Source organism: Micromonospora sp. NPDC049049 (assembly GCF_040649115.1).
In the GTDB taxonomy this organism is placed as follows: Bacteria; Actinomycetota; Actinomycetes; order Mycobacteriales; family Micromonosporaceae; genus Micromonospora.
The window spans coordinates 34,583-47,586 of the sequence record NZ_JBEZEX010000022.1; the positions used below are offsets into that span (position 1 = coordinate 34,583).

Genomic DNA, 13,004 nt, shown 5'->3' on the forward strand with positions numbered 1-13,004 from the left:
ACGTAATCGAAGTCGATCACGTTGTCCAGAGCTCACACTGCCTCCACCACCCCTCGGTCCCGGCGTTCGAGCAGTGCTGTCGCGTCGGACCCGCACGAAGGGAGCCAGCCCTGAACACCCACCTCGACAGCGCGCCGGACAACGGCGTGCACACGGCCCGCCTGACCCTGGACCCCCGCCGACGCGTCGCACCGGTGCCACGTCGACTCTTCGGCTCGTTCGTCGAGCACCTGGGGCGCTGCGTCTACAACGGAATCTACGAGCCGGGGCACCCGACGGCCGACGCCGACGGCTTTCGGGGCGACGTCCTCGCACTGGTGCGCGAGTTGGGCGTCACCACCGTCCGCTACCCCGGCGGCAACTTCGTCTCCTCCTACCGCTGGGAGGACGGCGTCGGTCCGGTCGACAAACGCCCGGCGAGGCTCGACCTCGCCTGGCACAGCCTGGAGACCAACGCGTTCGGGCTCGACGAGTTCATGCGGTGGGTCGGCAAGGCCGGTGTGGATCCGATCATGGCGGTCAACCTCGGCACCCGTGGCACCGCCGAGGCCGTCGACCTGCTCGAGTACGCCAATCACCGCGGTGGGAGCCACCTCGCCGACCAGCGCCGCGACAACGGCGCTGTCGACCCGTACGGCATCAAGCTGTGGTGTCTGGGCAACGAGATGGACGGCCCGTGGCAGGTGGGTCAGCGCAGCGCGACCGAGTACGGGCGACTCGCGGCGCAGACCGCGAAGGCCATGCGACGCTTCCACCCCGATCTCGAACTCGTCGCCTGCGGCTCCTCACACCTCGGTATGCCGACCTTCGGCAGCTGGGAACGCGACGTGCTGACCGAGGCGTACGACGACGTCGACCTGATCTCGCTGCACGCGTACTACCAGCCGGTCGACGACGACCTGGCCAGCTTCCTCGCCTCGGCCGAGGACATGGACAGGTACATCGACGCCGTCACCGCCATCGCCGACTCGGTCGGAGCGATCCGTCGGTCGACCAAGAAGATCATGATCGCGTTCGACGAGTGGAACGTCTGGTACCAGTCCGCCGCCCCGTCCACGCCCCCGAGCGGCGAGGACTGGCCGGTCGCGCCACCCCTGCTGGAGGACCACTACAGCGTTGCCGACGCGGTCGTCGTCGGCGGCCTGCTCATCAGCCTGCTCCGGCACAGCGACCGGGTGAGCGCGGCCTGCCAGGCCCAACTGGTCAACGTCATCGCACCGATCATGACCGAAACTGGCGGCGCGGCCTGGCGGCAGACCATCTTCCACCCCTTCGCCCGCACCGCCCGGCACGCCCAGGGCACGGTGTTGGACGTGCTGCGGGAGGGCAGCACGACGACCACCGACCGCTACGGTGAGATCGACGCTGTCGACGCGGTCTCCACCTGGGACGACACCACCGGGGAGATGACAGTCTTCCTCGTCAACCGCGCTCTCGACACCCCGGCCGAGGTGACCATCGACGTCGCCGGCGCGCAGGTCGGCGACATCGTCGAATGCGTCACCGTCGGTGGCACCGACCTGCACGCCAAGAACACGGCCGACGGTCCGGACCACGCCGCGCCGCGTTCCAACGGCACGGCACGCGGCACCGACGCCAGCGTGCAGCTGACTCTTCCGCCCGGGTCCTGGACCATGCTGCGACTCCGCGCCACCGACACGACCCCGTGACCGGCTGACGGACGGACCGGGACGTGCCCCGGCCGCGCACACCCTGGCTTCACCAGGGGCCGCGCGGCCGGGGCTTCCCCACCACAGGGAGTACGGCGTCGAGCCGGCTGTTACCGGACGTCGACAGGGGTGCTCTGGGAGTCGTTGAAGAGCCTGTTGCCCTGGTAACGGGCGACCACCGGCGCGTTCAGCTCACCATGGACGGTCTTCTTCAGCCGGGCGACGCCGTGGTGCACCGGGGCCGACCCGAGGTGCGTGTCACCCGCGTAGAAGTCGACAGTGCCGGAGGGCGCCGACGTGCTGGTGCTGACCGTGCCGACCGTCGCGGTGGCGGTGACCTTCGTGTGGTGCGAGCCGCCCGCCGGTGACGTCGTGACGACGAGGTCGGTGGTGGTGGCCCGGAACGTCAGCGTACGCAGGTAGTGGTTCAGCAGCGGACGCCACACGTGCCAGGTGTGCACGCCCGGCACGTTGTACTCGTCCAGCTCGACGCCAGCGGCGCGTAGGGCAGCGGCGTTGCGCTGCGAGTTCTCGGCAATGTTGCCCAGCCGATCCTGCAACCCGGTGCCGATCATGATGCCGCCGGCCACCGCCTTCATGCTGTCAACCTGGGCCTGGGTGGCGGCCGGACCGCCCGCGCTCCAGGCCGCGTGGTAGCCGAACAGGTCGGTGTGGTTGTACATGATGGTGTACGCCCGGCTGCCTCCGGCGGAGAAGCCGGCGAACGCGCGGTCCTGTGCCCGGGTCGAGACGCGGTAGTTCTGCTCGACGAACGGGAAGATGTTGTTCCGTAGTTCGTTGACGTAGCCCTCGTTGCCACCGGGGAGGCCGTTGAAGTCGGTGGACACGATCACCATCGGCTGCGCCGCACGTTCCATGATCGCGTTCTCCAGGATGAGGTGGGCAACGCCCTGCATCGTCCAGGCGGTCGAGTGGTCGCCGCTGCCATGGCTCAGGTAGAGGGTCGGGTACGGCGTGGCCCGGTTGGGGTCGTAGCCGTGTGGCAGGTAGACGACGATGTCGTGGACTCCCGCCGGGTTGGTCGACAGCGGCGAGGTGTACCGCCGGGACTCCAGCCGGCCGACCCTGGCGACCGGAGCCTGGTAACCGGTGTCGTACGTCGGGAACTTCTTGCTGGTCGGGACGTAGATCGTGCTGCGTACCGCGCCGGGCGCTCCCGGGTACTGCGGCTGGATCTGCCAGCGGTTGGCGGGGTCGTCGTGCAGGGCGCAGCCGGTGGCGAGCTCGTTGGCGCAGTCGTGGGTGAACGCGTAGCGGAAGGTGCCCGCCGGCAGCGGAGTAGTGAAGGTCCAGACCCCGTCCGGGCCCTTCCGCATCGCCTGGGTGTGCCACGGGGTGGCCGCGACGTCGCCGGGTTGCCACTCGGCGGGCGGTCGCGCGTCACCGCAGTCCTGGCAGGCGATGTTCTCCGGTCGGGAATAGAACCAGTCGCCGTAGACGTGGACCTGCCCGACGTCCTCGGGCGCCCGGTACCGGAAGGTGACTGTGTAGCCGGTCGGGGGCTTGTCGGTGCGGGTGACGGTCGGGCCCAGCGGCGCCGGCGGTGCGGCCGAGGCCGCCGGAGCGGCGACCGTTGCGGCCGTCACTGTGACGGCGGCGAGCAGCGCGAGCAGCAGCCGGCGTGTCGGTGCCGGCGTCGGGGGACGGGGAGGTGCGACGGGCATGTTCCTGCTCCCTCTTCGGCGTGTGGTCAGACCGCACCGAGCGGTCGACCGACCATTCGATGGTGAGGTGAAGGGATACCAGTAACGAGCGATGCAGCGATGCGAGCGCTAACATCGTTCCCTGTCGAAAACACAACCATGAATTGCATTGACGGTCAAGGCGGAAATTGGATCGGAAAATCGCATCCCCACCATTCGGGCGTGCTTCAGCAACACCGGGGCAACTGGCGCGCAAATTCTCTGTCGGATTGATTCTTCAAGGAATTCGCGCGCCAGTCACAGGTGGCCCGGAACGCGCCCGGGAAAAGCCAACGGACGCGGTTATTCGACCGCTGGCTGCAACCTCCCGTCGACCCGCCGGGAGATGGCGGTGTACTCGTCGCGCAACTCCTCGGGCAGGATCCAGGCCGGGGCGTCCTGCCACGCCAGCGGGCGCAGGAACCGTCGGATCGACGTGGCGCCCACCGACGTGTGCACGGCGTTCGTCGACGGCCACGGTCCACCGTGGTGCTGGGCCCACGACACCCGGACACCGGTGGGGTATCCGTCGAAGACGATGCGACCCGCGCGGGCGGCGAGCACGTCGACCAGTCGACGTACGACCTCGGCGTCGTCGCCCGGTCCCCGGTGCAGCGAACCGGTCAGCGACGGCGGGACGGCGGCCAGCGCGGCGTCGAGGTCGGCGGCGTCGTCGTAGCGGACCACGATCAGGAGCGGGCCGAAGCACTCGTCGGCGATCTCGGCGCTCAGCCCGGCGAGGCCGACCTCCAGGAGGGTCGGCGCCACTGTGAAGCCCGCCCCGGGTTCGACAGTGGGCCGCGCCGACACCCGGGCGCCGGCCCGCTCGAACTCCGTGGACCGGTTCTCGTACGCGTCCCGGATGCGCTCGTTGAGCAGGACCGTGCCGCCCGACGCGTCGACCTTCGCCCGCAGCGTCTTGACCAGGCCGTCACCACTTGGATCCGACGGAACGAACGCCAGGCCGGGCTTGGTGCACAGCTGGCCGCCCGAGTTCGTGAAGGAGCCGAAGAGCCCCTCGGCGATCTGGTCTGCCCGAACGGCGGCCGCGTCGGGCAGGACGACGATCGGGTTCACGCTGCTCAGTTCGGCGTACAGCGGAATGGGGTCGGGTCGTTCGTCGATGGCCGCCTGGATGGCGCGGGCGGCGTTGACCGAGCCGGTCAGTGCGGCCGCGCGGATCGCCGGGTGACGCACCAGCGAGCGACCGGCCTGCTCCCCGTACACGGTCGCGACGACACCCTCGGGCCCGCCGAGGTCGCGGACGGCCGACTCGATCGCGGCGGCGGAGGCGTGCGAGGTCAGGGGGTGGGACGGGTGGGCCTTCAGGATCGTCGGACACCCGGCGGCGAGTGCGGCGGCCGTGTCACCGCCGGCGACCGAGAAGGCGAACGGGAAGTTGCTGGCGCCGAAGACGGCGACCGGCCCGAGGGGTACGAGCATCCGCCGCAGGTCCGGGCCCGGTCCGAGTGGTGTGTCGGCGGCGTGGTCGATGGCGGCCTCGACGTACGCTCCGTCGCACAGCACCTCGCCGAACATCCGGAACTGGAGCGCCGCCCGGCTGAGTTCCCCGTTGAGTCGCGCGTGGCTCAGCCCGGTCTCCGCCTCCGCGGCAGCGACCAGAACCTCCCGGCGGGACTCCAGCGACGCGGCGATCGCGTCCAGCAGTTCCGCGCGGCCGAGCCTCCCGCGGGCGGCCAGCCACTGCGCCGCCGCCGACGTCTGACCGGCGATCACCTCCAGCCGAGACTCGTCCGTCTCGGTGAGATCCGTCGCGCGACTCTTACCGTCGCGCGGATCGACAGTGTTGACCACGTTCACAGCAGTCCTCTCCTCACCAGATTGCCCATGAGATCGCGGACGCCGAAGTGCCAGGGCTCGCACTCCTCCGCGTGCCGCACCCGGTTGACCAGGGTCCCGAGCGCTGGGCAGCTGATCCGTACCACGTCGTCGACCTTGTGGGTGAAACCCTCACCGGGGCGGTCCCGGTCCTGGATGGGCGCGAACATGGTGCCGAGCATCAGGGCGGCGCCGTCGGGATAGTGGTGGTGCGGCCCGATCAGCTGCCGGACCAGTTCCTCGGGATCACGCGACATCTGGGTCATCTCCGAGACCGCCTCCAGGTGGAAGCCGTCCACGCCTCGAACCTCCAGGCGCACCTCGAGTTCGCGTACCCGATCCATGCCGAACCGGTCGTCGAAGAGCCGGATCAGCGGGCCGAGGGCGCAGGAGGCGTTGTTGTCCTTGGCCAGGGGAAGCAGGAGCGCCGAGCGGCCCTCGATGTCGCGCAGGTTCACGTCGTTGCCGAGGGTGGCGCCCACGATCCGGCCACTGGACTGGACGATGAGCGTGACCTCGGGTTCCGGGTTGTTCCAGGTCGAGGCGGCGAGCACGCCGACCGGAACGGCGGTGCCGACGGCGGAGAGGATCTGGCCCTTGGTGAAGATCTCGGCGTCCGGCCCGATGCCGACCTCCAGGTACTGGCTCCACATGCCCTCGGCGATCAGCAGACTCTTGAGCCGATCCGCCTCCGGTGAGCCCGCCTCCAGGCTGTGCAGGTCGACACCGACGTCGGCGAGCATGCGGTGCCGGATGTCCGCCGCCAGTGCCAGGTCTCCCCGCGCCCGCTCCTCGATCACCCGCTCGATCATCGAGATCGGGAAGGTGACCCCGGCGGCCTTGAGCGCCTGGAGGTCGACCGGGGCGAGCAACCAGGGCCGGCTGCGGTCGCGGCTCGCGGCCCCCGTGTTGGCCAGCATCTCGGCGAAGTCGCCAACCCTCGGCCCGTCGAGCCCAGCCACTGTCGCGGCGGGATCGGGCAGCTCACAGATGTCGCGGACGGTCGGGAACCGGCGGCTGATGTCGATGACCTCGCCGTCGCGGACGGTCACCGGTGAGGGTCCGTCGCTGGACGGGTCCCAGATCCGGCCGATGAGGACGCTGTCGGCATCGTCCGGCAACGCTTCGGCGGCGGTACCGACCCAGTTCGCGGCCGACCCTCGGGGCCGTGGCAGCGTCATGAGTCGCTCTCCAGGTTGAAGAAGGACCGCTCGTCGCGGGGACGGATGTCGAAGACGGCGTCCTGGAACATCCGCAGCGGGTGCGGTGTGAACGGATGCTGCTCGATCGCTGTGAGGTCCACCTCGATGCCCAGGCCGATCCCGGTCGGGATGAGGATGTCGCCGTCGTCGGTCAGTACCAGCCGCTCGTTGGTGATCTCGGGGCGCCAGGGCACGTCGGTCGCCATGATCTCCAGGTACCGGAAGTTGGGCAACGTGGCCCCGAGTTGCAGCGTCGCGGCGGTGCTGAGTGGACCACTCGGGTTGTGCGGCGCGAAGCCCACGTAGCTGGTCGCGGCGAGCGTGGAGATGAAGGCCAGCTCGGCGATCCCGCCGGCGTGCGTCACGTCGGGCTGGACGAAGTCGACCGCCTGGCGGGCCAGCGCCGGCGCGAAGCCCTGCCGCCCGTACCACCGCTCCCCCGCGGCGATCGGCACAGGCGACGCGCGACGGATGTCGACGAGCGCGTCGAGGTTGTCCGGCGGGCAGGGTTCCTCGAACCACACCGGGTCGAACTGGGCGATCTCCTTCGCCACCTTGATTGCGTGGCGGACGTCGAAGCGCCCGTGCCCCTCGACGAACAGCTCCACCTCGCGGCCCACCGCGCCACGGACCGCGTCGATCTGGGCCAGCACCCGGTCCAACTGGGCGGTGGTGATGGTCAGGTCGTAGTTCTCGAACGGGTCCCACTTGAGGCCCCGGAAGCCCGATTCCACGGTTCGGCGCGCGGCGGCCGCGTAGTCCTCCGGCGTGACGGCACCTGAGAACCAACCGTTCGCGTACGCGCGGACCCGGTCGCGGGTCGCGCCGCCGAGGAGCCGGGAGACCGGTACGCCGAGCTCACGCGCCGAGATGTCCCAGAGGGCCATCTCCAGCGAGCTCAACGCCGTCATGATCACCGGGCCGCCGCGCCAGTACCAGTCTCGCGCGGTCTCGTAGAGGATCTTCGAGATGTTTGTGGGATCGAGGCCCACGACCGCCTCGGCCAGCTCGGCGATGGCACCCTGGACGGCACGTTCCTTGCCCTCCAGGGTGGCCTCGCCGAGCCCGACGATCCCCTCGTCGGTGTGGACCCGCACGATGACGAGGTTCGTGCGGTAGAAGTCGACGACGAGTGTGTCGACAGAGACGATCTTCATCTTTCGGCTCAACCCTTCACCGCGCCGGCGGTCATGCCGGACACCACGTACTTCTGCACCAACAGGTAGAAGGCGACGGCCGGCAGCGTGAACAGGAAGGCGACGGCCATCACCGTCTGGATCGGTGTACCCAGCTCGCCGATGAAGTTGGCGATGCCGACGGAGGCGGGTTGGAGGTCCGGGTTGAAGATGAACGTCACAGCGAACACGTACTCGTTCCAGGCGTGGAAGAACGCGATGACAGCGGTGGCCGCGATCGACGGCGCGATGAGCGGCACGTTGATGCGGGTCAGGGTGGTGAAGGGCCGGGCGCCGTCGGCACGCGCGGCCTCCTCCAACTCCTTCGGGATGCCGTCGATGGCGCCCTTGAGGATCAGCGCGACGATCGGCAGGACGAAGGCGGAGTTCACCAGGATGAGGCCGGTCAGCGAGTCGAGCAGTTCGAAGCGGCGGAACAGCGCGAACAGCGGGACGACCATGAGCGCCTCGGGAAGCATCTGCGTGAACAGCAGAACGACTGTCAGCACGGCCTTGCCCCAGAACGAGAACCGGGACAGCGCGTAGCCGAGCGGGATGCCCAGGCCGACGGAGAGCACCATCGTGCCGACGGCGATGATCAGGCTGTTGAGCAGCCAACCGGCGGCCTTGCCCTCGGCGAGCGCGTCCACGAAGACCCCGAACTGACCGAGGTCCGGCGTGAGCCGGGGCTGATCGGCGAAGAGGTCGCTGTTGCTGGACAGCGCGGTGACGAACATCCAGTACAGCGGGAACACCGCGACACCGAGCACGACGAGCACGGCGACGATCCGTGCGGTGACACCGAAACGGAAGCGCCTCATCGGACGTCCCCCTTCTCCACGGCGCGGGCGACCAGGCGGCTGCCGATGACGACGATGAGCGAGATGACGACGCCGACCATGCCGATGGCCGCCGCCGAACCGAGTTCCTTCGAGTCGAAGGCCTGCGAATAGAGGTCGATGACGAGCGTCTCGGTGGCACCGACCGGCCCGCCCTTGGTCATCAGCCAGATCAGCTCGAACCGCCGCAGCGACCAGATCGTCATCAGCAGAGCCAACAGACCCACCGTCGGCTTGATGACCTGCCAGGTGACGGCCCGGAAGGTGGCCCACCGTCCGGCACCGTCCACCGTCGCGGCCTCGTTGAGATCCTGCGGTACGGACTGCAGGGCGGAGAGCAGCACCACGGAGGTGAAGGGGAACAGCTGCCAGATGGTCGTGGCGAGCACCGCCGGGAGCGCGTAGCGCGGGCTGTCGAGGATGGCGCCACCCGGGACGCCGAGCCCGACCGCGTCGAGGAGTCGGTTCACGATGCCGTACTGCGCGTTGAGCATCCAGGTGGCGATGAGCGCCACCGCGATGCCCGGAGCCGCCCAGGGGACGGTCACCAGCGCCCGTGCCACGCCACGGCCGCGGAACTTCTTGTTGAGCAGGAGCGCGACGGCGAGCCCGGCACCGATCGCGACGGCCACGCAGGTGATCACGTAGACGACTGTGATCAGCAGGGTGCGGTGGAACTCGGGGTCCCCGAAGATCCGGTTGAAGTTGTCGAGCCCGACCCACTCACTGCGGGTGGGGTTGAGCAGCCTCGTCCTGGTGAAGCTGAGGTACACCTCCTGGACGAGGGGTACGGCCTGGAAGACGAGGATGAACAGTGCGGCGGGTGCCAGGAACAGGTACGGCGTCCACTTGCTACCCAGCGGGCTGGGCCGGCGCCGGGGCCGGCCTGAGGGTGTTGTCTTCGGTACTCCGGTCTGCTCGACCACAGTCATCGGATCGGTCCTTCTGGGGGAAGGACGCCGCCGACGCACGAATCCTTGCGTCGGCGGCGTCGCCGTGTCGAGCGGTCAGCGGACCAGTTCGGTCGCCTGCTGCTGGGCGCGGTCCAGTGCCGACTTGAGGTCGGCCTTGCCCTGCAGTGCCGCGACCACGTTCTGCACGACCACCTTGCGGATGTCCGGCGTCTTGGCCTCGAACCCCAGCACGATCTGCGGCAGGCTGGTCTCGGTGAGCCCGTCGAAGACGGGGAGGAACGGCGTGGCCTTGAGCGCTTCCGCGCTGCGCTGCGTGGTGGTGGCGACGCTGCTCGCGCCGAGGATCTCCTGGAGCTTCACCTGGTTCTGCGGCTCCAGCGCCCACTTGATGAAGGTGCCGGCCTCGTCCTTGCCCTCGCTGGCCTCGTTGATCACGATTGGTGCGAGGATCGCGCCCTGCTTGCGGACCGGGAACGGGATGGGCGCGACGTTGAAGTTCAGCTTGGCGTTCTGGCCACGCGTGGCGGTCACGTAACCGCCGTTGTTGAGCTCCATCCCGACCTTGCCCTCGGCGAACATCCGCCGGAACGTGGCAGCGTCCGCGCCGCGCGGGATCACGTTCGCGTCGTACAGGTCCTTGAACGCCTGGAGGCCCTTGAGGTTCTCCGGCGAGTTGATCGTCAGGTTCTTTCCGTCGGACCACGCGCCGCCGAAGCCGTAGACGTAGTTGAAGATGTCCTGCCAGACACCGGCCTCCTCGGCCTCGGTCTGGCGGAACGCCAGGCCGAAGACGTCGCCCTTGGTCAGCGACTTGGCGGTGGAGGTGAACTGCTCGTAGCTGGTCGGCGGCGTCGGGATCAGGTCCGCGTTGTAGAACATGGCGTAGTTCGACGCCTCGAAGATGACGCCGTGCCGCACACCGTCGTGGACCATGAACTGGTCCGGCTGCTTGAGCAGGTCGTACTTGCTGGCGTCGATCACCTTGTCCAGCGGTGCGACGAGGCCGGCGTCGGAGGCCGCCTCGAACTCGGGCATGTCGAAGCGGACCAGGTCGGGGCCCTTGCCGCTGCCCATCTGCGTGAGCACGGTCTGGCCGAAGGTCGGGTACGGCACCGCGGCGGCGGAGACCTGGACCTTGGTCTGGCTCTGGTTGAACTCGTCGAGCCACTTCGTCAACAGGGGCCCGCGGCCCGGGTCGCCGAAGGTCGAGGCGGCGAAGGTCAGTTTGGTGACGCCGTCGCCGGAGTCGCCGTCGGAGCCGCAACCGGTCAGGAGCGTGGCGGCAAGGCCGAGGGCACATGTCGCCCTGGCGATGCCGAAATAAGCGCGCTTGTTACCCATCGTTACTCCACTGTTACGAGATGACGTCAAGCCGATGAAATTGCAACGATCGTAGCGTCATGTGCAACGGTGTCAAGTGGCGATTGCGCATGGCGTCATCTATATTGCACAATATGCAATGACAGCGACGGCGCTACCGTCGCGCGAGGGGAGACACAGCCTTGGCGCAATCGATTCGCCGCGCGATCGACCTCATCCGTCGATCCGCGGAGCACCCGCTGTCCCTTACGGAGGCTGCGGACGTGCTCGGCGTCCACAAGTCCACAGCGCTACGCATACTGCAAACACTGGAGTCCGCGCGCTTCGTCCGCCGGACGGGCGCGGGCACCTACGTGCTCGGCAGCGGCCTTATCGAGTTGTCCGAGCTCGCGCTCGGCTCGATGGACCTTCGCCAGCCCGCCGCCACACACCTGCGTACGCTGCAACGCGAGACCGGCCACACCGTACACCTGGCGCAACTGACCGGCGACGAGATCATCTATATCGACAAGGTCGACAGCCCGGCGTTCGACGCCGTCAAGCTGCCGTCGCGGGTGGGACGCGCGGTGTCGATCTACGCGAGCGCCGTGGGCAAGACCATCCTCGCCTACCTCCCCCGGCAGGAACGCGACAGGCTTCTCTCCCACGTCGTCTTCGAGAAGTTCACCGACACCACGTTCACCGACCACGACGCTCTGGAAGCCGAACTTGCCCGCATCCACGACTGTGGCTGGGCCATGGACAACGGCGAGCACGACGCCTACGTGATGTGCGTGGCCGCGCCGATCAGGGATTCACGGGGGCAGGTCATCGCCGCTGCCTCGATCACGGCGATCGAGGTCATCGCGAGCCTCGACCAGCTCAAGAGCAACCTTCCGCTGCTCCTGGAGACCGCCAACAAGATCTCGTACGAGCTCGGCTACGCGCCGCCGCCCACCGTGGCCAGCCCGGACGGCGAGATCCTCTCGGCGACTTGACCGCGCACGTCCCGGGCGATCACCGCGTTCTCGGCGCCGACCCGCCGGCGACGCGGTGGTGCTCGTCGGTCTCCATGTCGATGAATGCCTGGATCATGCCCCGGTAGATCCGTTCGATCAGGTCCGGGTCGGCACCGGCCTCGCTGGCCAACGTGCGGACCCGGGCCACCACCTGCGCCACCCGGTCCGGCGCACGGACGGCCTGACCGTCGCTCTTGAGCGGGGCAGCCTGCCGGACCAGCTCCTCCCGACGGGCGAGCAGCCCGACCAGGTCCCGATCCAGCTCGTCGATCCGAGCGCGGATCGCTGTCAACGTCGTCGCGGTCTCTGCCACGCCGGAAATCGTCGCACGACAGCGACACGATCAGGGGACCCGTTCGCCAGCAGATGCGTCGAATGCCGGCTATCACCCTAATCTCGACACGTTCATGTTCGCCTCGGCACAGTAACCACGGAGGGTGACGATGGGCGGAATGCCACGGCGTCAGTTCGTCAGACTCTCCGGAACCGCCGGCGCCACCGGACTGCTGGGACTGGTCGGCGCGGACCGGGCGTTGGCCGACGGGGGCCCGGCCCCCGCGCCGTCCCCCTCGACACCCGGCGGCCCCGGAGCCGCGGCCTGCCCCACACCCTCGGCCCTGTGCGGCTACCCCGCCGACACCGGCGGGAGGTACGACCTGTGGGACCGGGTCCAGGTCTGCGAGGGCACGAAGGCCGGGCCGCCATTTCCCCAGTGTCTGCGGACCACTCCCACGTATGTTGTCCTCAATGGAGGGTCGGGCTCGAACCACGACTTCCTGCTCGTGCCCAGTTGCCGGATCAGCGGCATCGAGTGCCCGTTCATCACCACCGCCAGCGCGCCGAACTACTGGCTGGACGCCTGGGACAACGCCCAGCCGGGGCAGCCGGGGCACGTCGTCTACCCCCACCTCGGGCTGGGCGTCAACTCGGCCGACCCGACGATCCGTCAGCAGGACCAACTCCACATCCACCTCGCCGGGATCCACTCGGGGATCCAGACGCAGCTGAACAACCACGACAGCGCGATCAGCAACGACCCGACCCGGTGGCGCAACCAGATCGTGCCGATCTGGGGCCTGACGAGCACCGGCCAGCCCGCCCCGCGCTCGTACCGGGTTCTGCACGTCGCGAACCTGAACGGGAACCTCTTCCGGCTCCTGCTGGACAGCGTCGTGCGGCCGACCGGAGCGGCCATGGCCGCGCAGATGCTGGCCGTGACGCCCCGCCTGATCGGCGGCGGCGGGTTCTACGTCCTGAACAGCGAGCCGGGCCTACCCGTCCCGGCCGGTCAACCGGGCGGTACGGGCACCGTCGACTTCCTGCTGGCGTACGCCTGAGCCGCCC

General features: G+C 68.9%; 11 protein-coding genes. 3 read left to right on the top strand and 8 right to left on the bottom strand.

The genetic code is table 11. From position 1 onward, the window contains the following. Positions 1–146: 146 nt before the first annotated feature. Positions 147–1,670: an alpha-N-arabinofuranosidase gene (locus tag AB0B68_RS21885; protein ID WP_357262191.1), complete on the top strand. Its 1,524-nt coding sequence runs from the start codon at positions 147–149 to the stop codon at positions 1,668–1,670. A gap of 110 nt (positions 1,671–1,780) precedes the next feature. On the opposite strand, the gene AB0B68_RS21890 is transcribed toward AB0B68_RS21885, so the two are convergent. The 7 genes from AB0B68_RS21890 to AB0B68_RS21920 all read right to left on the bottom strand — a co-directional run bounded on the left by AB0B68_RS21890 (position 1,781) and on the right by AB0B68_RS21920 (position 10,683). After that, on the bottom strand, positions 1,781–3,355 hold the full coding sequence (locus AB0B68_RS21890) for an alpha/beta hydrolase-fold protein (protein ID WP_357262194.1): 1,575 nt from the start codon (positions 3,353–3,355) through the stop codon (positions 1,781–1,783). Between the two features lie 321 nt (positions 3,356–3,676). Beyond that, entirely contained in the window at positions 3,677–5,194 is a 1,518-nt protein-coding gene (locus tag AB0B68_RS21895; RefSeq protein WP_357262197.1) for an aldehyde dehydrogenase family protein, read from the bottom strand. After that, positions 5,191–6,393 (bottom strand): fumarylacetoacetate hydrolase family protein, encoded by a 1,203-nt coding sequence (locus tag AB0B68_RS21900; protein WP_357262200.1) that lies wholly within the window; start codon positions 6,391–6,393, stop codon positions 5,191–5,193. The genes AB0B68_RS21895 and AB0B68_RS21900 overlap by 4 nt, the downstream gene beginning before the upstream one ends. After that, positions 6,390–7,571 carry a mandelate racemase/muconate lactonizing enzyme family protein gene (locus tag AB0B68_RS21905; protein ID WP_355006254.1) on the bottom strand — a complete coding sequence of 394 codons (1,182 nt, stop codon included), beginning with the start codon at positions 7,569–7,571 and terminating at the stop codon, positions 6,390–6,392. The genes AB0B68_RS21900 and AB0B68_RS21905 overlap by 4 nt, the downstream gene beginning before the upstream one ends. Positions 7,572–7,579: 8 nt before the next feature. After that, positions 7,580–8,410 (bottom strand): carbohydrate ABC transporter permease, encoded by an 831-nt coding sequence (locus AB0B68_RS21910; protein ID WP_196926036.1) that lies wholly within the window; start codon positions 8,408–8,410, stop codon positions 7,580–7,582. Then, on the bottom strand, positions 8,407–9,360 hold the full coding sequence (locus AB0B68_RS21915; protein WP_357262203.1) for a sugar ABC transporter permease: 954 nt from the start codon (positions 9,358–9,360) through the stop codon (positions 8,407–8,409). Before AB0B68_RS21915 ends, AB0B68_RS21910 begins: the two co-directional genes overlap by 4 nt. Before the next feature lie 75 nt (positions 9,361–9,435). Next, positions 9,436–10,683 carry a sugar ABC transporter substrate-binding protein gene (locus tag AB0B68_RS21920; RefSeq protein WP_357203931.1) on the bottom strand — a complete coding sequence of 416 codons (1,248 nt, stop codon included), beginning with the start codon at positions 10,681–10,683 and terminating at the stop codon, positions 9,436–9,438. A gap of 161 nt (positions 10,684–10,844) precedes the next feature. On the opposite strand from AB0B68_RS21920, the gene AB0B68_RS21925 reads away from it, so the two are divergent. Next, the gene (locus tag AB0B68_RS21925) at positions 10,845–11,639 is read left to right on the top strand and encodes an IclR family transcriptional regulator (protein WP_357262206.1); all 795 of its coding nucleotides are present in this window, start codon (positions 10,845–10,847) and stop codon (positions 11,637–11,639) included. 19 nt (positions 11,640–11,658) lie between these two features. Here AB0B68_RS21925 and AB0B68_RS21930 read toward each other — a convergent pair whose 3' ends face one another. Next, positions 11,659–11,973 carry a chorismate mutase gene (locus AB0B68_RS21930; RefSeq protein ID WP_357203935.1) on the bottom strand — a complete coding sequence of 105 codons (315 nt, stop codon included), beginning with the start codon at positions 11,971–11,973 and terminating at the stop codon, positions 11,659–11,661. A 139-nt stretch (positions 11,974–12,112) separates the two neighbouring features. Here AB0B68_RS21930 and AB0B68_RS21935 point away from each other — a divergent pair, with 139 nt between their 5' ends. Continuing rightward, positions 12,113–12,997, top strand: a complete 885-nt coding sequence (locus tag AB0B68_RS21935; RefSeq protein WP_357203937.1) for a CDP-diacylglycerol diphosphatase — start codon at positions 12,113–12,115, stop codon at positions 12,995–12,997. The last annotated feature ends 7 nt before the right edge of the window (positions 12,998–13,004 follow it).

What these genes read in the sequence shown, in the direction of transcription:
- AB0B68_RS21890 (WP_357262194.1), bottom strand. Translation starts at nt 3,355, where the DNA reads ATGCCCGTCGCACCTCCCCGTCCCCCGACGCCGGCACCGACACGCCGG.
- AB0B68_RS21900 (WP_357262200.1), bottom strand. Translation starts at nt 6,393, where the DNA reads ATGACGCTGCCACGGCCCCGAGGGTCGGCCGCGAACTGGGTCGGTACC.
- AB0B68_RS21905 (WP_355006254.1), bottom strand. Translation starts at nt 7,571, where the DNA reads ATGAAGATCGTCTCTGTCGACACACTCGTCGTCGACTTCTACCGCACG.
- AB0B68_RS21910 (WP_196926036.1), bottom strand. Translation starts at nt 8,410, where the DNA reads ATGAGGCGCTTCCGTTTCGGTGTCACCGCACGGATCGTCGCCGTGCTC.
- AB0B68_RS21915 (WP_357262203.1), bottom strand. Translation starts at nt 9,360, where the DNA reads ATGACTGTGGTCGAGCAGACCGGAGTACCGAAGACAACACCCTCAGGC.
- AB0B68_RS21920 (WP_357203931.1), bottom strand. Translation starts at nt 10,683, where the DNA reads ATGGGTAACAAGCGCGCTTATTTCGGCATCGCCAGGGCGACATGTGCC.
- AB0B68_RS21935 (WP_357203937.1), top strand. Translation starts at nt 12,113, where the DNA reads ATGCCACGGCGTCAGTTCGTCAGACTCTCCGGAACCGCCGGCGCCACC.